The sequence below is a fragment of the Bacillus sp. NEAU-Y102 genome, from assembly GCF_054788175.1.
Genome location: NZ_JBTWFK010000002.1, coordinates 353,927 through 374,188, shown reverse-complemented (window position 1 = coordinate 374,188; position 20,262 = coordinate 353,927). Strand labels below are relative to the sequence as shown.

Here is a 20,262-nt window from a genome sequence, read left to right as displayed (position 1 = left end):
ATACTTACTCCTTTCGGAAATTTCCCGGTATGTGCTGAATAAATGAGAGAAAGGCTTTGTCAATATCTTGTTTCATTGCCTGGATAATGATATCTCGTAAATAATCTGGATCTGTTGAAATACCTTCATATGATTGAACTTGTGATAAATAATAAGGGAGTCGATGCTCCATCTGTTTTTTTATGTCATCCACCATCATTTGTCGATACATTTCATCAAGCGGTGTTCTCTCTTCTTGTTCAAAATGGAGAATACGATTATATGCTTCTTCATCTAAGTATCGATGCATTTCTTGGAGGATACCTTGATAAAAGTCTGGGTTTGTTTCGGTTTCAGGATTTACCTTCAATGTTTCTGTATCCACTTGAAAATCTTCAATTTGTTGTCCTTTTGCTGAAAATGGGTTTAAGCCAATATTTAAAGTGCCATTTAAATTTTCGACTTTTAATTGATCGAATTTGTATTCCACTTTTCCTACAGAAGAGGAGGGGCGATTTTTTAATTCGTTAAGCTCTTCTTGGAGTTGACGCACTTGATCTTCTAAATTGAGGATGGCTGCTTGTTGTGTTTGAAGAGCTTGTTGAAGTTGGTGTAAGTAAGTATATATATCTTGATTCATTTGTGAAACCTCCTTTTCAATAGGGAGGGTAAAAATATTCCTGCTATATATTTATGACAAGGATGTCTTAAGAAGAACTAGTTGATGGTTTGATAGAAATAATTTGTCCGTTTGCCTGTAATGGGCGAAGCGGCTCCGTAAATCCGCCCGTATTTGAAAATTTGGATAGGGCTTTAATACTTCCGGCAGTGCCAATTTGGAATACAGAAGAGGTTGTAATGCTATCAATTTTAATGCTGTTAATGATAATGCTTTGGTTTACGTAAAAATTCAATACAATCGCCCCCTTTAAGTTGAACCAATTATCGCTTGATCAACGACATCTGAATCATTAACAGTCGTTGCACTTTGATAATTGTAGACAGAAACATTATCTCCAACATTAAAAGAGCCGGCCCCGGCGAAAGCACGTGAGTAACTAATAGGCCTAATCGCAAATACATCTCCAATATGAAAAATACCACTTGATCCAATATTGACGATACGAATATGTCCGACCATAGCTGGCATACAAAACACCCTTCGTTTTTAAAATTTTCTTTTCTACTATTGTATGGGCGTTTCCGATAAAATGTGTGTTTTTTTGAAATAAAAGAAACACACACATTATTGCGTGTGTGTGTTGAGTGTTTGATTTGAGTGAAAATCCGTATGTACATGCCAAATTACATTTAAGAGCCTGTCCAGTTCTTGGCTACAATCCACTGTTTTTTGAGAAGTCATTCCATAGCGTTCAGCAAAATAAATCATTTTTTCACGTTTTTTTTCAATCGCTTGCTCAAACATTGAAATCGGCTCCATCTCTAAATGAAATTTTTAGTATATATGTAGTACATATTATACAAAAACTCCATAAAAAAGAAATACCTTCGCTAAAAAAAGTAAAAATTCTACATTTTATGCCAAATGTAAAGGGGTAACGAATAGGATGTGAGAAGAATATTGTAAAAATTAGCGTGCATGAGAAGGTTTTTTTCTTGCGGATGCGAATACAATTAAAGGGTATGAGTTTTAGGATGGAGAGTGGAAATATTGCGTTTTGTAACGGCGAAGAAAGAAGAAAAGGTATTTGTAGGTATTGTGGATGAAGAAGAAGAAAAGGTATTACACTTAAGAGAAGCGCAAAGACAAAAAGGGGAAAAGGTTACAATCCCTATTACAATGTTAGAGTGTATTGAAAGAGGGACTGAGTGCTTTGAGAAAGTATGTGAAATTGTAAATTGGGCAAAAGAGAACGGGGAAGCGGCGTATTATCCGTTAACAGAGGTGAAAATATTAGCACCGATTCCAAGGCCAAGAAAGAATATTTTGTGCGTTGGAAAAAACTATCGTGAGCATGCGGTAGAAATGGGCGGAGTAGAGTCTATTCCAGAAAATATAATGATCTTTACGAAAGCACCAACAACAGTTATTGGCATAAATGAGCAAATTAATGGTCACCCTCACGCAACGGACGAACTAGATTATGAAGGAGAACTAGCTGTCATTATAGGTAAGCGAGGGAAGCAAATTAAAAAAGAAAAAGCGCTTGAGCATGTTTTTGGTTATACGATTATAAATGATGTAACAGCTCGAGACATTCAAAGAAAACATAAACAGTTTTTCCTTGGGAAAAGCTTCGATACATTTTGCCCGATGGGACCGTATTTAATTCATAAATCGGTGGTTAATGCGCCGAATGCATTACACATTGAAACGGTAGTAAATGGAGAAGTAAGGCAAACTTCCAACACAAATAAAATGATTTTTTCGATAGAAGAAATTATTTCAACGATAAGCAAAGGAATGACTTTAGAACCAGGTGATATTATCGCAACAGGAACCCCGGCTGGTGTCGGAAAAGGTTTTACACCACCGAAGTTTTTACATGCTGGTGATGAAGTGGTCATTACAGTAGAAGGAATTGGTACTTTGCGAAATGTAGTGAAATAAAGAAAAGAGCTATCTTGTTAAAAGATAGCTCTTTTTTATGGCCTTGGGTTATAGAGGTAATCGATAACGGAAAAAGTGTAAAGGCCAATGAATGCAAGTGTACAAATGCCAAATAGTATAACCGTAAGTGCACTTTTTTCTCGTCCAAAACCAATGATAGTAAGAATAACAGCAGTCCAAAATGATGCTTTCAGTAGTGTGAATGTAGTAGGAGTTGAGTAGTGAGTAAGCCATGTTGTGGAAAGTAGGAAGCCACAGAATGTAACTAAAATAAAAGATGTAGCTAAATAGTTAATCTGTTTACCGTATCTTAATAGCATATCGCACCTCCTTTACGATTTTAAAATACAGAAAATTACGATTTTATCTTAATGTAAATGAATATAAAAAGAAAGAGGTTGTCCCAACATGCCGGACAACCTCTCTATTATTATGATAATACAGCTTTAATTTTTTGGAATGCCCACTCTAAATCTTCTTCAGAGATTACTAGAGGTGGTGCGATACGAATTACGTTTTCGTGTGTTTCTTTACATAGTAGACCAGCTGCTTTTAGTTGTTCACAGTAAGGACGAGCTGGCTCGTTTAATTCGATACCGATGAATAAACCTTTACCGCGAACTTCAGTGATCATTGGGTTATCAATTTCTTTTAATTGCCCAACTAATTTTTCTCCTAATTGAAGAGAACGCTCTGTTAATTTTTCTTCTTCTAACACTTCAAGAGCTGCGATAGATACAGCACATGCAAGTGGGTTACCGCCGAATGTAGAACCGTGAGAACCTGGCTCAAATACACCTAAAATGTCGCGGTTTGCTGCAACGCAAGAAATCGGGAACACACCGCCACCAAGTGCTTTACCAAGTATGTACATGTCAGGAGTTACATCGTCCCAGTCACAAGCGAATACTTTACCAGTACGGCCTAAGCCTGTTTGGATTTCATCGGCTACGAATAAAACGTTTTCTTTTTTACATACTTCAAGAGCTTCTTTTAAGTAACCAGCTGGTGGGATGTTAATTCCAGCTTCACCTTGAATCGGTTCTAAAATGAATGCTGCTGTGTTTGGTGTAATTGCGGCTTTTAATGCTTCTAAATCACCGTAAGGAATTACAACGATGCCAGGAAGCATTGGACCGAATCCACGCTTGTACTCTTCGTTTGAAGACATAGAAACAGAACCCATTGTACGTCCGTGGAAGTTATCTTCACAAACGATGATTTCAGCACGGTTTGCTTCTACTTTCTTCACATCATAAGCCCAGCGGCGAACTGTTTTAATTGCAGTTTCAACAGCTTCAGCACCTGTGTTCATTGGAAGTACCATTTCTTTATTAGTTAGTTTCGCAACTTTTTCGTACCAAGGACCTAATTGATCGCTATGGAAAGCACGAGAAGTTAACGTAACACGATTAGCTTGGTCAATTAAAGCGTTAATAATTTTCGGGTGACGATGACCTTGGTTTACTGCAGAATATGCACTTAATAAGTCCATATAGCGGTTTCCTTCAGGATCTTCTACCCAAACACCTTCTGCTTTAGAAATAACGATTGGAAGTGGGTGATAGTTATTTGCTCCGTATGTGTCTGTAAGTTCGATAATATCCTTAGTTTGAATCATGATTGTTCCCCCTTTTGTTATTACAAGAAGTTTGTAAATACTCTAAATATTATATCATTTAAATGTAAAAAAGCGAAACATTTCCTGAAAATAAATGAACATGTTATCATATAGAGTGAAAAAGTGTGAAAAGAGGAGGTAAGGGATACGATGGTACATATGCATATTACAGCATGGGCGTTAGGTTTAATTTTATTCTTCGTTGCGTATTCATTTTATTCAGCAGGAAGAAAAGGTAAAGGTGTACATATGGGGCTTCGCCTAATGTATATCATCATTATTGTGACAGGCTTCATGTTGTACATGAGTATTGTGAAGACAGCAACAGGTAGCATGCACATGTGGTATGGCTTAAAAATGTTAACTGGTATTTTAGTTATCGGTGGAATGGAAATGGTTCTTGTGAAAATGAGCAAAAACAAACCAACAGGGGCGGTTTGGGGCTTATTTATTGTTGCGCTAGTAGCAGTATTTTACCTTGGGCTGAAATTACCGATTGGCTGGAAAGTATTCTAATAAAAAATAAAACCACCTTATAATCTCAAAGACTTGGGAGATAAGGTGGTTTTTTACGTTATCCCGTATTAACTGGCAGTAAAACTCCCACCTCAAAATTCAGCTTAAGCAAAGAAGTTAGGCGGGAGATCAACTGCTCGTAAACACCCGATTGGTGAAGGCTAATAATCAGTGGGGCTGCCCCACTGATTAAAGTTTCACTTTATGTCGCATCGATATGCAACTCTTCCCCATTTACTTTCGTAAAACGGAACATATTTTTATTGGATGTAGTGTGACGGACGAAATGGTGCTGCAGTGTACAAATCATCTCTTCGTTATCAAACAAAAGAATATTTACTCCTTCGCGTGACTCCTCTTTCGGTAAGAAAGATAAATAATTATGACAATACATGCAATCATATAAAGAGTAGTGAAGTGATTGCAATGATTCAGTTAATAATGTGAAGACGGAGTCAGGTAATTCCTCGAGCCATTCATTATAACTAAGAAGTAACTTTTTTCGAATACGTATCATTTCACCATTTTGCAAATGGTGTTGTTCGTTGGCGATTTGTAATACATCTTGTTCATAGAAACGGGCTGGTAGCCAATTGTTATTATATAAAACTTCAAACCCATCTTCGGCAATATCTTCTAATAAAAACGCTTCATCATTTTCATCATCAAAGAATACCCATTCATTGTTTATATATTCTACATTACCGACTGTATGAGCACGGGGCTGGTTATATAAAATATGTTTACGTTGTATCATACACGATTTCTCCTTTATGAAAAGTAGTTATTCCTGTTATAGACAGTTCGTGCATTCTTTATAACTAGACACATCTAAACATAGGTGGGCATACAATAAAACACGTTTTACTGAGTGAGAATGCTATTCCAAATGTGGATAGTAGGTTATCGTCAAGTTTGTCATTTTTTTGATCCGCACTCACAGGGTGGGGATTACTGCACGTTCAAGAAAAGAAATAAGATGGAAGGATGATTTATATGTGCGGGATTACAGGATGGGTGGATTATAAACGCTCATTAGAAGGAGAAAGAGATGTCGTTACGAAGATGGCTGAGACGTTAGCGAAACGCGGTCCAGATGATAATAAAGTTTGGATTAAAGGTAATGTCGCATTTGGGCATAAACGGTTAATCGTTGTTGATCCTGAGGGTGGTAAACAACCGATGACTTGTTTAAAAGATGAAACGAATTATGCCATTTGTTATAACGGTGAACTTTATAACACAGAAGACATTCGAAAGGAATTATTAAGAAGAGGATATACGTTCAAAGGTCATTCTGATACAGAAGTATTATTAGCTTCTTATATTGAATGGAAAGAAGAATGTGTCGATCATTTAAACGGTATATATGCGTTTGCAGTATGGGACGAACAGAAAGAACAAGTATTTATTGCGAGAGATCGATTAGGTGTAAAGCCACTTTTTTATAAATATGATAGCGGACGCTTATTATTTGGTTCGGAGTTAAAAGCGATATTGTCGCATCCAGATGTGAAGGCAGAAGTAACATTAGAAGGATTATCAGAAATATTCGGACTCGGACCGTCAAGAACACCTGGCCACGGTATTTATGCTGGTATAAAAGAATTACGTCCAGGTCATGCGATGACATTTTCAAAGAACGGTTTATGTATATGGAGATATTGGAATGTGGAAAGTAAAAAACATGAAGACTCCTTTGAAGAAACAGTAGAGAAAACACGCTTTTTATTACAAGATGCGATTACAAGGCAGCTCGTTTCTGATGTACCACTATGTACTTTTCTATCAGGCGGTGTAGATTCGAGCGCTATAACAGCAATTGCTGCGAAAGAATATGCAAGGTCAGGAAAAGGGCAATTACACACATATTCTGTTGATTATGAAGATAATGACAAATACTTTAAAGCGAATGCGTTTCAGCCAAATTCAGATGCTCCGTTTATTAATTTAATGACTGAGACATTTCAAACAACCCATCATCGCTGCGTCATTTCGAATGAACAATTAGCAGAGTATTTAACTGAAGCGGTACTCGTTCGTGATTTGCCTGGTATGGCAGATATCGATTCGTCATTATTATGGTTTTGCCGAGAAATTAAACAAGATTTTGTCGTTGGCTTATCTGGAGAATGTGCAGATGAAATATTTGGTGGATATCCGTGGTTTTATAGAGAAGATGATTTACAATCGAGTGCATTTCCGTGGATGCGTTCTACAGAGGCACGTGAACAACTTCTAAAAAAAGAATGGAGAAATAAACTAAATTTACAACAATATGTACAAAGGCGCTATGAGGAATCGATTCAAGAAGTTCCTATTTTAGAGGGGGAAAGTCCACTAGAAGCAAAAAGACGCCAATTATTTTATTTAAATATGGTATGGTTTATGACAACATTATTAGACAGAAAAGACCGTATGAGTATGGGGGCAAGTTTAGAAGTACGCGTTCCATTTGCAGATCATCGTCTTGTCGAATATGCGTGGAATATTCCTTGGGAAATGAAAATGTATAAAAACCGCGAAAAAGGTCTATTACGTAAAGCGTTAGAAGATGTACTCCCACATGACATCTTATATAGGAAGAAGAGTCCTTATCCGAAAACGCACAATCCACACTATACAAAGGCAGTAACGGTATGGCTTCAAAATCTATTAACAGATAAAGGTTCAATTTTACACGAACTATTTGATAAAGAGCAGTTGAGCGGATTGATTCAGTCTGGTGGCAGTGCATTTCAAACACCGTGGTTTGGTCAATTGATGACTGGGCCACAGCTTTTAGCTCATTTAGCACAAATTCATGTTTGGTTTAAAGAGTATGGGGTAAATATTAAAGAATAGGAGAAAAGCGGCTTGCAATTATGTAAGTCGCTTTTATTAAAGAAATTATCATATAAAATTCAAAATCACCTTATAAATAATACTTAATTAGAATTATTATTTTGACGTACTTATTATTACTTGTTATAATTTGAAACAAACGTTCTGAAAAGGATTCTCATTTATAAAATTGAGGTGTTATATAGATGACAAAGGAAAAAATAGGTTTACTCGTAATGGCGTATGGAACACCAGAATCATTAGACGATGTAGAGGCATATTATACACATATCCGTCACGGACGTAAGCCATCAGAAGAAGCGCTTGAAGATTTAATTGGGCGCTATAAAGCGATTGGTGGAATTTCGCCGCTTGCAAAAATTACGAAAGAGCAGGCGCATAAATTAACAGATTCAATGAATAACATATTTACAGAGTATGAATTTACTTGTTACTTAGGTTTAAAACATACTGCGCCATTTATAGAAGATGCTGTAGAAGAAATGAAGCGAGATGGAATTGAGCAGGCGATTAGTATCGTATTAGCACCGCACTATTCTACATTTAGCATTAAAGCGTATAATGACCGTGCTATTCGTCTTTCAAAAGAAATCGGTGGTCCTGTGATTGAACCAATTGAACAATGGTACGATGAACCGAAGTTTATTTCGTATTGGACAGATCAAATAAAAGAAACATTTACAAAGATTGAAGATAAAGAGAAAACAGTTGTAATTTTTTCGGCGCATAGTTTGCCAGAAACAATTATTGCAGCAGGGGACCCTTATGTGGAGCAATTGCAGCATACAGCAGATTTAATTGCGGGGGCTGCCAATATTCAAAACTATACAACGGGTTGGCAAAGTGCTGGGAATACTCCAGATCCGTGGATTGGTCCAGATGTGCAAGATTTAACGAAAGATTTATATGAAGAGCATGGGTACGAATCTTTCATATATTGCCCAGTTGGCTTTGTGGCAGAGCATTTAGAAGTTTTATATGACAATGATTATGAATGTAAAGTTGTAACTGATGAATTAAATGCTAAATATTTTAGACCAAATATGCCGAATGCACAATCTGCATTTATCGACTGTTTGGCTGAAATTGTTTCCAAAAAAGTGAAGGAAATAGTTGACAAAGATTTAGTTTTAAATAATAATTAATTTATAATAATTTTAAATTAATAATAATTACTATGAAAGAAAGAGGAGGATCCCCCTAGATGAATCCAAATAATCGCTTAACAACAAACCAAGGTGCTCCAGTTGGAGACAACCAAAATTCTCGTACAGCTGGTCGTCGTGGACCAGTATTATTAGAAGACTATCATTTAGTAGAAAAACTTGCACACTTTGATCGTGAACGTATTCCGGAGCGTGTTGTGCATGCACGTGGTGCAGGTGCTCACGGTGTATTCGTAACGAAAAATAGCATGAAGCCATATACGAAAGCAGCATTTTTACAAAATGAAGGAACTGAAACACCTGTATTTGTTCGTTTTTCAACGGTTATTCATGGTCAAGGTTCTCCGGAAACAGCTCGTGACCCACGCGGTTTCGCAGTTAAATTTTATACAGAAGAAGGAAACTACGATATCGTAGGTAATCATTTACCAGTTTTCTTCATTCGTGATGCAATTAAATTCCCTGACATGGTTCATTCTTTAAAACCAGCACCGGATACAAATATTCAAACGCCAGATCGTTATTGGGATTTCATGACGTTAACTCCAGAGTCTACACATATGATGACATGGGTATTTTCTGATTATGGTACACCAGCAAGCTATCGTGAAATGGAAGGTTTCGGTGTCCATTCATTTAAATGGATTAATGAAGAAGGTAAAATTGTTTATATTAAATACCACTGGAAACCGCAGCAAAGTGTACGTAACTTAAATGCGAAAGAAGTGCAAGAAGTGCAGGGGAAAGACTTCAATCATGCAACTCGTGATTTGTTCGACGCAATCGAAAAAGGAAATCATCCAAAATGGGATTTACACGTACAAGTTATGCAACTAGATGAAATGGATTCTTTAGACTTTGATCCACTAGATCCAACGAAAGTATGGCCAGAAGATCGCTTCCCGTTAATTGAAGTAGGGACAATGACGTTAAATCGTAATCCGAAAAACTTCTTTGCAGAAGTAGAACAAGTAGCGTTCTCTCCAAGTGCAACTGTAAATGGTATTGAACCATCGGAAGATAAATTATTACAAGGTCGTTTATTCTCTTACCCAGATACACAGCGTTATCGTCTTGGTGCAAATTACTTGCAAATTCCTGTAAACTGCCCATATGCAGCTGTTCATAACCAACAACGTGATGGTGCGATGCAAATGAATCAAAACCCATCTACAATCAACTACGAACCGAGCCGTCATGCAGAGAATCCAGTTGAAGACAAAGCTTACCGCGATTCGACTATGAAAGTAGAAGGCTATGTATCTCGTGAAAAAATCGAGAAACCAAATGACTTTAAACAAGCAGGTGAGCGTTACCGTTCATTCTCTAAAGAAGAGCAAGATAACTTAATTGCAAACTTAACAAATGACTTGAAAGACGTAAATGAACGCACGAAATTACTAGCTGTTTGTAACTTCTTCCGTGCAGATCAAGAATACGGTATGCGTTTAGCGCAGGCGTTAAATGTTGATATTACGCAATATGTAGGAAATGCTCCAAAATAAATAGGAAAAGACGACCGGGTTTCGGTCGTCTTTTTTGTATAACGTTATGTGGGGTATTTTGCTTGTAAATTATGTCGGAATTTGTTTGTAAATCGATATGTTGTGTCGGACCGTTGATATATTGAAAGTAACAATCGATATATTTGAAAAATCGTTGATATATCCAAAAAACCGTTGATATATTTACATTTATACTAGGTGGGGTATGTTGCCTAGTACGCAAAAAAGAGATGCAATCTACTATCAATAGATTGCATCTCTTTTTTAGTTTACTCGCTCTGCATGTTCATAAGCCTTCTCGCCATGCATTGAAATATCAAGACCCATGTGTTCTTCATGTTCATCGACGCGAACGGGGAGGAAGAAGTTGATCGCTTTAATAATGGCATACGTCATGATGATCGTGAATGCATATGTTGCGCCAATCGCTATAAGTTGTTTAAACAGTAACGCGGCATTTCCGTAAAATAATCCGTTTGCGCCATCCCCGTTTACGGCAGTAGTTGCAAATAGTCCTGTTGCAATACCGCCCCAAGTTCCTCCGATGCCGTGGCATCCAAAGGCATCAAGTGTATCGTCATACCCGAATTTTGTTTTTAGGAAGAAAACGGCGCCGAAGCATATTATACCACCAATTGCTCCGATAAGAAGGGCGGAGAAAGGTGTAACGAACCCGCAGGCTGGTGTAATAGCTACTAGACCAGAAACAACTCCGCAAGCAGCTCCCATCGCGGTCGGTTTTGATTGGAAGAACCATTCAGAAAGCATCCAAGTTAGAGCGGAGGCAGCAGCGGCTATATTTGTATTAGTAAATGCAGTTAAAGCTACGTCGTTTAAGGATAATGCGCTGCCAACGTTAAAACCGAACCAGCCAAACCATAATAAGCCTGCGCCTAACATTGTAAATGGCAAATGGTGAGGAGAAGAACCATTTATGTTTTTTCGTTTTCCAAGGAAAATAGCTAATACAAGACCGGCAACTCCGGAAGTGATGTGAACGACATTTCCGCCAGCGAAGTCTAGTGCACCAAGTTCCCTTAGCCACCCACCGAGGCCCCATACCCAATGAGCGACAGGATTGTAAACGATTGTTGTCCATAGAAGGATAAAAATAAGAAAGGCAGAAAATCGCATTCTTTCAGCGAATGCACCTGAAATTAAAGCTGGAGTTAAAATGGCGAACATGAGTTGAAACATCATAAATAAATTGTGAGGAATAGTAGATGAGTAGTCTGGATTTGGTGCGTAGGTAACTCCGTTTAGACCGAACCAATCAAGTGTACCGATAAGTCCGTGCCAATCTGGCCCGAATGATAAAGAATAGCCGATAACAATCCATTGAATCGAAACGATAGCCATTGCACTATAACTATGCATCGTTGTACTGAGTACGTTTTTGCTACGAACCATACCTCCATAAAAAAGTGCCAATCCTGGTGTCATCAACATGACCATTACTGTCGTCACAAACATAAAAACCGTATCTCCCATATTCATGATCTCTCCTCCTGGAATGTTAGAAAAAATAACATCTATTTGTTATGTTTCATATCATATTCGAAATAAAACTAAAAATCAACTAAAAATTCAGAAAATTACATACGTGATGTCATAAAATCTAACATAGATTATTTTGTGAGGATTGAAATCGGCATATGCGTTTCACTTGGATAATTGGTATAATATTCTTACAATTAAAAAATTGGGGGATGCGTGTGGGAAAAATATGGACTAGGAAACTATTTATTTGTTTTTGCTTAGCTGTTGTTTTGTTTGTACCAATACATACTTTTGCAGACGAAAAAAGAGAGTGGCGAGATGAGGTTATATACTCCATTATGATTGATCGCTTCAATAATGGAGAACCGAAAAATGACAAACAGTTAGAAGTTGGTAATTTAGAAGGGTATCAAGGCGGGGATATAAGAGGAATTATAAAAAGGTTGGATTACATAAAAGAAATGGGTTTTACTACCGTTATGCTTTCGCCACTTTTTGAAAGTGGAAAGTACGATGGATTAGACGTGCGAAATTTTAAAAAGGTAAATGAACATTTCGGGACAGAAAATGATGTGAAAGAACTTGTAAAAGAAGCTCAGGCAAAAGGAATGAAAGTTGTATTTCAATTTCCGCTTGGAGAAAATGAACAACAGGTAATTGACGCAATGAAATGGTGGATAAAAGAAGTTGATTTAGACGGAAGTTATGTTATACATAGTGAAAAAAAGCCGCGTTCCTTTTGGGATAACGCGCAAAAAGATATGCAAGTGATAAAGAAAGATTTTCGTATTATGACAAAGGAGGATAGCGAATACAACGAAAAAATAGTAGAATCGTTTTCCAAAGCGGATGTATCGGTGAAATCGTTATACGATGTGAGTAAAAAAGAAGGAGAATTTGTTACGTTCTTAGATGATCAAGAAACAAAAAGATATGCGCGTATTGCAAAAGAAAATATGTATTATCCGCCATCACGTTTAAAACTGGCGCTTACATATCTGTTAACATCACCTGGAATTCCGAATTTTTATTACGGAACTGAAATTGCATTAGATGGAGGAAGTGTACCCGATAATAGACGATTAATGGATTTTAAGTCAGACGAAAAATTTATGCAGCACATAACAAAACTAGGTGAACTTAGACAGGCGAGACCGTCTTTACGACGCGGTACGTTTGAGCTATTGTATGATAAGAGCGGGATGAGCATACTAAAACGAAAATATAAAAATGAAGTAACTTTAGTAGCAATTAATAATACGAAAGAAACACAAAAAGTCTCCTTACCTGCAAGTACGATTGGTGAAAAACAAGAGTTAAGAGGATTGTTAGAGGATGAAATTATAAGAGAGGAAAATGGGGGATTTTATCTCGTTTTAAAGCGTGAAGAATCAAACGTATATAAAGTTAACGGAGAAACAGGTGTGAATTGGTTATTTATCTCCTTAATCGTTGGTGTGAATGTATTATTTATTGCGTTTTTAATTGCAGTTAAAAGGAAACGTAGATGAGAAGTTGCTCGTTCTATGTTCATGTCTTCTTATTGTATTTGTTTGTTCGGTGGGGCAATAGTGTTTATTCTGTTGATATGAAATTTCTTAAGAGAAACGATACGAAAATGAAAACTTCTCTAATGAGAGGGGGTTCCAGGTTAGGGAGAAAGTCTTCTTCCTAGCCTGTTTTTGTGTCAATACGGATAGAGAAAGATCTTTGGAACGAACGATAATTGCAACTATATTAATTTTATATTACATTAAAAATTAGAGAATACTCTTATACTAATATAGTGCTAAATAGTAGGTGGGAAAATGGAATTTTACGATTTGGGTATTACCATTAAAGAGCTTAGAATTAAAAAAAATATATCACAATCCGAATTATGTCATGGAATATGTTCGCAAAGTCAAATTAGCAAAATAGAAAAAGGTATGATTTATCCATCTAGTATATTGTTATATCAATTATCAGAAAGACTTGGTATTGACCCGAATAATATATTTGCATTAACTCAAAACAAAAAATTTAAATATGTAGAAAATGTAAAATACGTAATAAAAGATTGCTTAAAGCAAAAACAATATAAAGAACTTTATGAAATAGTGAAAAAAGAGAAAGATGAAAAAAATTTCCAAGCAAAAGAAGATAAACAATTTCTCCTATGGCATGAAGCAATTGCTGTATTTGAGGTGAACAGATCCATAAAAACTGCATTAAAACTTTTAAATAATGCATTAAAACTAACTTTAACCAATGTTGATTTTTTATCAGAAAGAGAAATAGATATTATGCAGACAATGTCTATATTTTATGCGGAAAATAAAGAATATGATAAAAGTATTACTATATTAGGAAGATGTTTAACTAATTTTAATAAGTTAGATTTTCCGAGAGATAAAGCGATTAAATTAAAAATCATTTTTAATTTAGCGAAATGTTTAGGTATGACCTATCAATATGAAGAAGCGGTAAAATACATTGATAAGGGCATCAAATTAGCTATTAATCTAAATACTTTATACTTATTAGGTGAACTCTACTATTTAAAAGGATGGAATTTATTAAGATTTAAACAACAGAATGAAGAAGATATTGCAAATAACATGAAAAAAGCATTATTTATATTTGAACTAACAGAAAAAGAAACTCTGATAAAAATGGTTAAAGAAAAATATTTTGAAAATCAAACTGAAAAAAGCCACTCATAATTCATTTGGAAATCACTTGAAATATAATAAAACCTACAGGGGAAATCCCTGTAGGTTTTATACTTATAAACTTGCTTCTAAAATATTAGTGTTTAATATAAGAGTGTCCTTAACGTACTTTTTTATTTTGAAGTCTGCATCTTTATTAACAATTTATGCTTCTTTTTAACTCCATCCAAATATGATTAAAATTAAGATGGTTCAAGTCGGAGGAAGGCACTTTGATGTGTCTTTTCTTATGACTTTTATCATTAACTATTTAATGTTTTTTAAATGATTACATGACATAGTTTTTTTGTACCAAGCTTTGTTGATACAGTTAGACTTATCCGTTAGTGTATTCGTATTATTAGAACATCCTACAGTATTTAGGGAGAATGTGGCCAATAAAAACCATAATATTAATTTCTTCATATAACCACTTCTAACTCTTTTTTAATTAACATTTTTTAAGTTCCTTATTAATTTTACATTATATTAAAGGTTGGGAAATATTCTTATACTCATAAATTGTTACGTTTTGGCGGGAAGAGGAATTATAAGTTACAGCGATTTTTAAGATGACTTTGGCCTAGGATGTAATTACTAAGAAAAGTAATTCAAATCGAAGGGGAAACGTCTTAAATTGTCTTTTTTTTATTTTCAATAAGGTCTGCTAAATGCATGTATGAAACAAATTCTACAATAAGGCCTAGTTTAATCATGCATTCACTTGTGAAGTATTCGTATAGTTAGACTCTGTTCACTTAGCAATTTTCACCGCAGATGCCTTTTTTCTATGGCTTGTTCTTGTAATATTGTCTCTACAAAACTAAAAAGAAAACTCCTCTAATTAAGAGGAGTTTTCTTTTTAGCGGTAGTTAATGAACTGTACGTCGATTGGTAAATCAGCGCTACGAACAGCTGCAATTACTGCTTGTAAGTCATCGCGGCTTTTCGCCGTAACACGTACTTGGTCATCTTGTACTTGTGTTTTTACTTTTAACTTCATTTCTTTAATGATGTTGTTAATTTTTTTCGCGTTATCTTTATCGATACCTTGTTGAAGTGTTGCGCGTTGGCGAACAGTGTTCCCAGTTGCAGCTTCAACTTTTCCGTAATCTAAGTTCTTAATTGGAACGTTACGTTTTACAAGTTTAGAAATTAAAACATCTTTTACTTGGTCTAATTTGAACTCGTCATCAGAAGTTAAAACTAGTACTTCTTTTTCTAATTTAATATCACTTTTACTTCCTTTAAAGTCATATCGGTTTTGGATTTCCTTTAATGCGATATTAATTGCGTTTGTTACTTCAGGTAATTCTACTTTCGAAACGATGTCAAAAGAACTATCTTTTGCCATAGTTAGCACCTCCAAATAAATTTCTAATCTTTTTATGTACTGTACATACTAAAGTATAGCTGAAAACGAGTCTAGACTTAAGTGTTTTCGTATTTATATTCATGTAACCTCATTTTATTATAGTGAATTTTGGGCAGTTGGACAAATACAGGAAAAATCATGTTATAATTAACTTTTGTTTGGAATGATAAAAAAGATAATTTTATATATATAGAAGGGAATTAAAAAATATGTATTTGCAAATAGGATCGATTGAACAGGTAACTGTTTTACGCGAAACGGAAATTGGATATATGGTTGGGAATGAAGAAGAAGAAATTTTCCTACATAAAAACGAAGTAGCTGGAGAAATTGAAGAAGGCGATACGATTGATGTATTCTTATACCTTGATCACCAAAATCGTATTTCAGCAACAATGAAGGAGCCAATTATTACAACGTATGATTGGAACTGGGTAAAGGTTGTAGAAGTCATTCCTAGTTTAGGTGTGTTTGTTGATATTGGTGTATCAAAAGATATACTAATTCCAGCTGATGAGTTCCCGATTTATATGCCGGTATGGCCAGAAGTAGGCGACGAATTATATTGTACGTTAAAATTAACGAATCGTGATCGTTTAATTGCTCTTCCGGCAAGAGACAGTGATATGCAAGAAATTATCGTAGATGCAACGCCATCTATGCGTAATAAAAACGTAAATGGACGTGTATATCGTTCTCTTCAAGTTGGTTCATTCGTACTAACTGATGAGCATTTCCGTGCTTTCTTACACCATACAGAAAGAAAAGAACAAGTCCGCATCGGGGAGCGTGTAACGGGCCGTATTATTGACGTGAAAGATGATGGTACAATTAACATTTCACTTCTTCCTCGTAAAGAAGAAGGAATGGAAGACGATGCGGCAGTAATTTATGCATATATGGAAGAACGAGGCGGAGCAATGCCGTTTTGGGATAAGAGCCATCCAGAAGATATTAAAGAACGCTTTAACATGAGTAAAGCTGCATTTAAGCGCGCACTTGGTAAGTTGATGAAAGAAGAAAAAGTTTACCAAGAAGAAGGTTGGACTTACTTTAAGAAATAAGATAGAAGATTAAAAAGCACAACCTTATTTTTAAAAAAATAAGGTTGTGCTTTTTTAATTTCCTTGTGGAGAAACAAGAGTAAATGTATCTTTCAAATCACTATCGTTTATTTTAATATTTGCCTTTTTTAATTCCTCTTGTAACAATTTTTTGCTGAATATAGGGTCAGCGATACGTTCTTCTTCTAAGTTTTTGCGAATAGATTTTTTTACTTCATCGTAAGGTTTTAAATCTTTTTTATCAGTTAATTTAATAACGTGATAACCGTTTGATGATTTTACGGGGTTGCTAATTTGTCCAACATTTAGTTTGTAGGCAGCCGTTTCAAATTCAGGAGCCATTGTACCTGAATTGAAGTATCCAAGGTCTCCACCTTTATCTTTTGATAGTAGATCTTGTGATTCTTGTTTTGCTAATTCTTCAAATGAAGCACCAGCATCTAGTTTACTCTTTATTTCTTTCGCTTCATTTTCGTCACTTACTAAAATGTGACTCGCTTTAATTTCTGGCTTATAGTGGTCTTTTACGTCTTTCTCTGTAATGCTTTTCTTAATTGCTTCATTCATAGCAAGTTTGAACTTAATTTGATTTTTGAAATCCTCTTCATCTTTTAAACCATTATTTTCTAATACTTTTTTGAATTGATCTCCATATTGTTTTTTTACTTTTTCTACTTCTTTATTTACCTCTTCATCAGATACTTTATATTTTTTGGTGATGACGTCTTGTGCCATCATTTCGTATAGCATGTCTTTTCCGTAACGATCTTTCAACTGTTTTTCGAAGTCGTCCTTCGTAACGGTTGAGTCTGTTGCTGTGGCGACTGTAGCTGATTCGTTTTTTTGTCCGCAAGCAGATAGCATCAATATACTTATTAGTGCAGTAATAATGAAAATTTGTTTCCCTCTCATGCCAACACCTCATCCGAATATGTTATCGCTATTGTAGAATATAGAAGTGAACATGAAGTGAATTTTTAATGTTTTTTCCTGTGAAATGTAAAAAAAGTACATCAACATAATTGCTGATGTACGGTGGAATCAAAGGTGATCGGTCTTTTTAGAGTATGCACGTTTACCTTGCTCTATATTTTTTTGTTCTTGCTCATTTTTTTGTGCGCGTTTTGCATTATTATCGCGTGCTTTTTTGTCGTTATCACTCGTATGTGGCATATGTATCAACTCCATTTCTAAACGTTGTACGTTTATCATTTCCTTTTTCGTAAAGACTATGTATAGCGGTGCATTTATGAAGGGTAAAGGTGGATTCGAAATGGATTTAAAGTTGAATTATACTGAACTTATAAAGAAGTTAATCGTTGTAATCATCGCAGGTTTATTAAACGCGATTGGGATGAATTTATTTTTAACGCCAGCGAAAGTGTATGCGAGCGGCTTTGCTGGATTGTCTCAATTATTATCACAAATATTAGGTGATTTTTTATCGATTCACGTATCTACGGGTGTGTTGTTTAGTTTATTTAATATTCCTGTCGTTATTTTAGCATGGAAAAAGGTTGGAAAGGCCTTCACTTTTTTTAGTTTTCTTTGTGTTATATTTATGACTTTGTTTCTAGAAATCATCCCTGTTAGAGCAGTTTCGAACGATATCATATTAAATGCGATTTTTGGCGGGATTATTTCGGCAATTGGGGTAGGGATTGCTTTAAAGTGGGGTGCTTCTACAGGCGGATTAGATATTATTGCCATGATTTTATCAAAAATAAAAGATAAGCCTGTCGGTACATACTTTTTCTTTTTTAATGCAATTATTATTATCGCTGCTGGCTATGTATATGGATGGGAAAAAGCGTTATATACATTAGTGACTTTATATGTGTCAACGCGAATTATTGATGCAATTCATACTCGTCATGTAAAGATTACAGCATTAATTGTTACGAAGAATGGGGCAGATGTACGAAAGGCGATTCACTCGCGATTAGTAAGAGGGATTACAACAATACCAGCAACAGGTGCTTATACGAATGAAAATAAAGAAATGCTAATGATGGTTATTACCCGTTACGAGTTATACGAATTAGAGAGGATTATTAAACAAGTGGACCCAGGGGCATTTACAAATATACTGCAAACAGTTGGGGTGTTCGGATTGTTTCGGAAAGATTAAAGAGGACCAAAACTGGTCCTCGTTTTTAATGTACATTCGTAATGTTTTGCAATTGCTCTTGCATTTCACGTAGCTGAACTTTTTCAGCAGTTGAAGAGTTTGCGTAAGCGGATTGCAAAGCATTTTTTGCTCTATACACGAGATCTTGTTGCTCAGTACCGCTTGAACAAGATACGGCATTTTCAACAGCATCTCTGGCTTGTTGGAATAGTAAGTTCCCCATTTAAACCCCTCCAAAAGAAGAGTTACTTCTTGCTTTTTCTGCCTCAGCTAATGTACCTCTGTACGGGAATCTTGCATCATGCTTCATAACAGCATCGGCTCCTTGTTGGATAAAACGTTTTGATTTGTTCTTTTTACCCATTCGAAAAACCCCCTTTATTTAGCTGAAAACAATCGACGCTATGTGTTATGCGTCTACTTATAGTATGGACATTTGGCAGGAAACTATAAGCAGGGAATTTTTAGATTACAACCCAAGAACCTCTTCTAAATATAAAGCAATACCATCTTCTTCGTTCGTTAACGTAGTATGGTTTGCGAGTGATTTTAATTCAGGGATGGCATTTCCCATTGCGATGCCGTGACCAGCAAATTCAATCATTTCAAAATCATTATCTTCGTCACCGAAAGCAATAATTCGCTCTTGTGGAATGTTGTAATGACTAGAAATTTTTTGTAATCCGACCGCTTTATTTAATCCGCTTTTTACAATTTCAATAATCGGCCAAGGTGCACCCCATTTTCTATGGTCGATTACTTCCGCATGCATATCAGTTAAATGTTGACGAATTGCAGTAGAATGCTCGTCATGTGCGTCAATTAATAAGCAAGTTGGATGGTCATTTAAAATATTTAATAAGTCTCCTGTAAAAATCTTAGGAGAACCGAATTCGAAAATGTGTTTTTTATCTTCATCAATTTCACGAACATACACATCATCCATAACTTCAGCGTATATATTTTTTACGCCGAAATCAAAACAAGCTCGTACAATTTCTTGCGCTGTTGCTAGCTCAAGAGGAGAGTGATGTATACCCCAGTTTGAATCCAGAGGATGGTGCACGTACGCACCGTTAAAGTTTACGATAGGTGTATTCAGACCTAGTTCTTTATAGTAATCATAACTAGCGCGGAATGGACGTCCTGTTGAAATAACGACAACGTGTCCTTGTTCCTTTGCTTTTGCAATTGTATGTTTCGTTCGAGTCGAAATTATTTTGTTGTCTGTTAATAAAGTGCCGTCTAAGTCTAATGCGATTAAATGTTGTTTGTTCATAATTTCACCTCTTATAA

At 35.7% G+C, this 20,262-nt stretch carries 23 protein-coding genes; 9 read left to right on the top strand and 14 right to left on the bottom strand.

Annotation, left to right across the window (positions count from 1 at the left end; translation table 11 throughout):
- Nucleotides 1-4 precede the first annotated feature (4 nt).
- The 4 genes from gerPC to ACYFX0_RS08370 form a co-directional block, all read right to left on the bottom strand.
- On the bottom strand, nucleotides 5-619 hold the full coding sequence (gene gerPC, locus ACYFX0_RS08385; protein WP_001070761.1) for a spore germination protein GerPC: 615 nt from the start codon (nucleotides 617-619) through the stop codon (nucleotides 5-7).
- 67 nt (nucleotides 620-686) lie between these two features.
- Nucleotides 687-893, bottom strand: a complete 207-nt coding sequence (gerPB, locus tag ACYFX0_RS08380; RefSeq protein WP_001012509.1) for a spore germination protein GerPB — start codon at nucleotides 891-893, stop codon at nucleotides 687-689.
- 14 nt (nucleotides 894-907) lie between these two features.
- Nucleotides 908-1,129 carry a spore germination protein GerPA gene (gerPA, locus tag ACYFX0_RS08375; protein WP_001111188.1) on the bottom strand — a complete coding sequence of 74 codons (222 nt, stop codon included), beginning with the start codon at nucleotides 1,127-1,129 and terminating at the stop codon, nucleotides 908-910.
- A gap of 96 nt (nucleotides 1,130-1,225) precedes the next feature.
- The gene (locus tag ACYFX0_RS08370) at nucleotides 1,226-1,405 is read right to left on the bottom strand and encodes an aspartyl-phosphate phosphatase Spo0E family protein (protein WP_000462848.1); all 180 of its coding nucleotides are present in this window, start codon (nucleotides 1,403-1,405) and stop codon (nucleotides 1,226-1,228) included.
- 246 nt (nucleotides 1,406-1,651) lie between these two features.
- On the opposite strand from ACYFX0_RS08370, the gene ACYFX0_RS08365 reads away from it, so the two are divergent.
- Nucleotides 1,652-2,551, top strand: coding sequence for a fumarylacetoacetate hydrolase family protein (locus ACYFX0_RS08365; RefSeq protein ID WP_001213078.1), 900 nt, complete (start codon nucleotides 1,652-1,654; stop codon nucleotides 2,549-2,551).
- 35 nt (nucleotides 2,552-2,586) lie between these two features.
- On the opposite strand, the gene ACYFX0_RS08360 is transcribed toward ACYFX0_RS08365, so the two are convergent.
- On the bottom strand, nucleotides 2,587-2,871 hold the full coding sequence (locus tag ACYFX0_RS08360; RefSeq protein WP_000926870.1) for a hypothetical protein: 285 nt from the start codon (nucleotides 2,869-2,871) through the stop codon (nucleotides 2,587-2,589).
- A 110-nt stretch (nucleotides 2,872-2,981) separates the two neighbouring features.
- A complete protein-coding gene (gene rocD / locus ACYFX0_RS08355; RefSeq protein WP_000616660.1) occupies nucleotides 2,982-4,172 on the bottom strand; it encodes an ornithine aminotransferase in 1,191 nt (396 codons plus the stop codon).
- Between the two features lie 150 nt (nucleotides 4,173-4,322).
- Between rocD and ACYFX0_RS08350 the strand changes: the two genes are divergently transcribed.
- Nucleotides 4,323-4,688, top strand: coding sequence for a YisL family protein (locus tag ACYFX0_RS08350; protein ID WP_016097898.1), 366 nt, complete (start codon nucleotides 4,323-4,325; stop codon nucleotides 4,686-4,688).
- A 202-nt stretch (nucleotides 4,689-4,890) separates the two neighbouring features.
- Here ACYFX0_RS08350 and ACYFX0_RS08345 read toward each other — a convergent pair whose 3' ends face one another.
- Nucleotides 4,891-5,445, bottom strand: a complete 555-nt coding sequence (locus tag ACYFX0_RS08345) for a DUF2777 domain-containing protein (RefSeq protein ID WP_000616051.1) — start codon at nucleotides 5,443-5,445, stop codon at nucleotides 4,891-4,893.
- A gap of 239 nt (nucleotides 5,446-5,684) precedes the next feature.
- Between ACYFX0_RS08345 and asnB the strand changes: the two genes are divergently transcribed.
- The 3 genes from asnB (at nucleotide 5,685) to katB (ending at nucleotide 10,203) form a co-directional block, all read left to right on the top strand.
- Nucleotides 5,685-7,532 carry an asparagine synthase (glutamine-hydrolyzing) gene (gene asnB / locus ACYFX0_RS08340; RefSeq protein WP_000333993.1) on the top strand — a complete coding sequence of 616 codons (1,848 nt, stop codon included), beginning with the start codon at nucleotides 5,685-5,687 and terminating at the stop codon, nucleotides 7,530-7,532.
- Between the two features lie 185 nt (nucleotides 7,533-7,717).
- Nucleotides 7,718-8,677, top strand: coding sequence for a ferrochelatase (gene hemH / locus ACYFX0_RS08335; protein ID WP_000159538.1), 960 nt, complete (start codon nucleotides 7,718-7,720; stop codon nucleotides 8,675-8,677).
- A 59-nt stretch (nucleotides 8,678-8,736) separates the two neighbouring features.
- A complete protein-coding gene (gene katB, locus ACYFX0_RS08330; protein ID WP_001069166.1) occupies nucleotides 8,737-10,203 on the top strand; it encodes a catalase KatB in 1,467 nt (488 codons plus the stop codon).
- A gap of 264 nt (nucleotides 10,204-10,467) precedes the next feature.
- Here the strand turns inward: katB and ACYFX0_RS08325 are convergent, their stop codons facing one another.
- Nucleotides 10,468-11,700 carry an ammonium transporter gene (locus tag ACYFX0_RS08325; protein WP_016097946.1) on the bottom strand — a complete coding sequence of 411 codons (1,233 nt, stop codon included), beginning with the start codon at nucleotides 11,698-11,700 and terminating at the stop codon, nucleotides 10,468-10,470.
- A 158-nt stretch (nucleotides 11,701-11,858) separates the two neighbouring features.
- Here ACYFX0_RS08325 and ACYFX0_RS08320 point away from each other — a divergent pair, with 158 nt between their 5' ends.
- Both ACYFX0_RS08320 and ACYFX0_RS08315 read left to right on the top strand, forming a co-directional pair.
- Nucleotides 11,859-13,214: an alpha-amylase family glycosyl hydrolase gene (locus tag ACYFX0_RS08320; RefSeq protein WP_016097947.1), complete on the top strand. Its 1,356-nt coding sequence runs from the start codon at nucleotides 11,859-11,861 to the stop codon at nucleotides 13,212-13,214.
- Between the two features lie 297 nt (nucleotides 13,215-13,511).
- Entirely contained in the window at nucleotides 13,512-14,408 is an 897-nt protein-coding gene (locus ACYFX0_RS08315; protein ID WP_000397873.1) for a helix-turn-helix domain-containing protein, read from the top strand.
- A gap of 850 nt (nucleotides 14,409-15,258) precedes the next feature.
- Here the strand turns inward: ACYFX0_RS08315 and ACYFX0_RS08310 are convergent.
- Nucleotides 15,259-15,750 (bottom strand): YajQ family cyclic di-GMP-binding protein, encoded by a 492-nt coding sequence (locus tag ACYFX0_RS08310; protein ID WP_001040146.1) that lies wholly within the window; start codon nucleotides 15,748-15,750, stop codon nucleotides 15,259-15,261.
- A gap of 230 nt (nucleotides 15,751-15,980) precedes the next feature.
- Here ACYFX0_RS08310 and ACYFX0_RS08305 point away from each other — a divergent pair, with 230 nt between their 5' ends.
- Entirely contained in the window at nucleotides 15,981-16,835 is an 855-nt protein-coding gene (locus tag ACYFX0_RS08305) for a CvfB family protein (RefSeq protein WP_000281261.1), read from the top strand.
- Between the two features lie 54 nt (nucleotides 16,836-16,889).
- On the opposite strand, the gene prsA is transcribed toward ACYFX0_RS08305, so the two are convergent.
- Entirely contained in the window at nucleotides 16,890-17,747 is an 858-nt protein-coding gene (prsA, locus tag ACYFX0_RS08300) for a peptidylprolyl isomerase PrsA (RefSeq protein ID WP_001214385.1), read from the bottom strand.
- Between the two features lie 129 nt (nucleotides 17,748-17,876).
- Complete coding sequence (locus tag ACYFX0_RS08295; RefSeq protein ID WP_001120845.1) at nucleotides 17,877-18,008, bottom strand: DUF3941 domain-containing protein; 132 nt, start codon at nucleotides 18,006-18,008, stop codon at nucleotides 17,877-17,879.
- Nucleotides 18,009-18,108: 100 nt separating this feature from the next.
- Here ACYFX0_RS08295 and ACYFX0_RS08290 point away from each other — a divergent pair, with 100 nt between their 5' ends.
- Nucleotides 18,109-18,966, top strand: coding sequence for a YitT family protein (locus ACYFX0_RS08290; protein ID WP_000364447.1), 858 nt, complete (start codon nucleotides 18,109-18,111; stop codon nucleotides 18,964-18,966).
- A 25-nt stretch (nucleotides 18,967-18,991) separates the two neighbouring features.
- On the opposite strand, the gene ACYFX0_RS08285 is transcribed toward ACYFX0_RS08290, so the two are convergent.
- The 3 genes from ACYFX0_RS08285 to ACYFX0_RS08275 all read right to left on the bottom strand — a co-directional run bounded on the left by ACYFX0_RS08285 (nucleotide 18,992) and on the right by ACYFX0_RS08275 (nucleotide 20,245).
- Nucleotides 18,992-19,189 (bottom strand): DUF3813 domain-containing protein, encoded by a 198-nt coding sequence (locus ACYFX0_RS08285; protein WP_000527408.1) that lies wholly within the window; start codon nucleotides 19,187-19,189, stop codon nucleotides 18,992-18,994.
- Nucleotides 19,190-19,330, bottom strand: coding sequence for a hypothetical protein (locus tag ACYFX0_RS08280; protein ID WP_000516816.1), 141 nt, complete (start codon nucleotides 19,328-19,330; stop codon nucleotides 19,190-19,192). It abuts the gene before it with no gap.
- A gap of 105 nt (nucleotides 19,331-19,435) precedes the next feature.
- Nucleotides 19,436-20,245, bottom strand: coding sequence for a Cof-type HAD-IIB family hydrolase (locus tag ACYFX0_RS08275; RefSeq protein ID WP_001041241.1), 810 nt, complete (start codon nucleotides 20,243-20,245; stop codon nucleotides 19,436-19,438).
- Nucleotides 20,246-20,262: the final 17 nt, after the last annotated feature.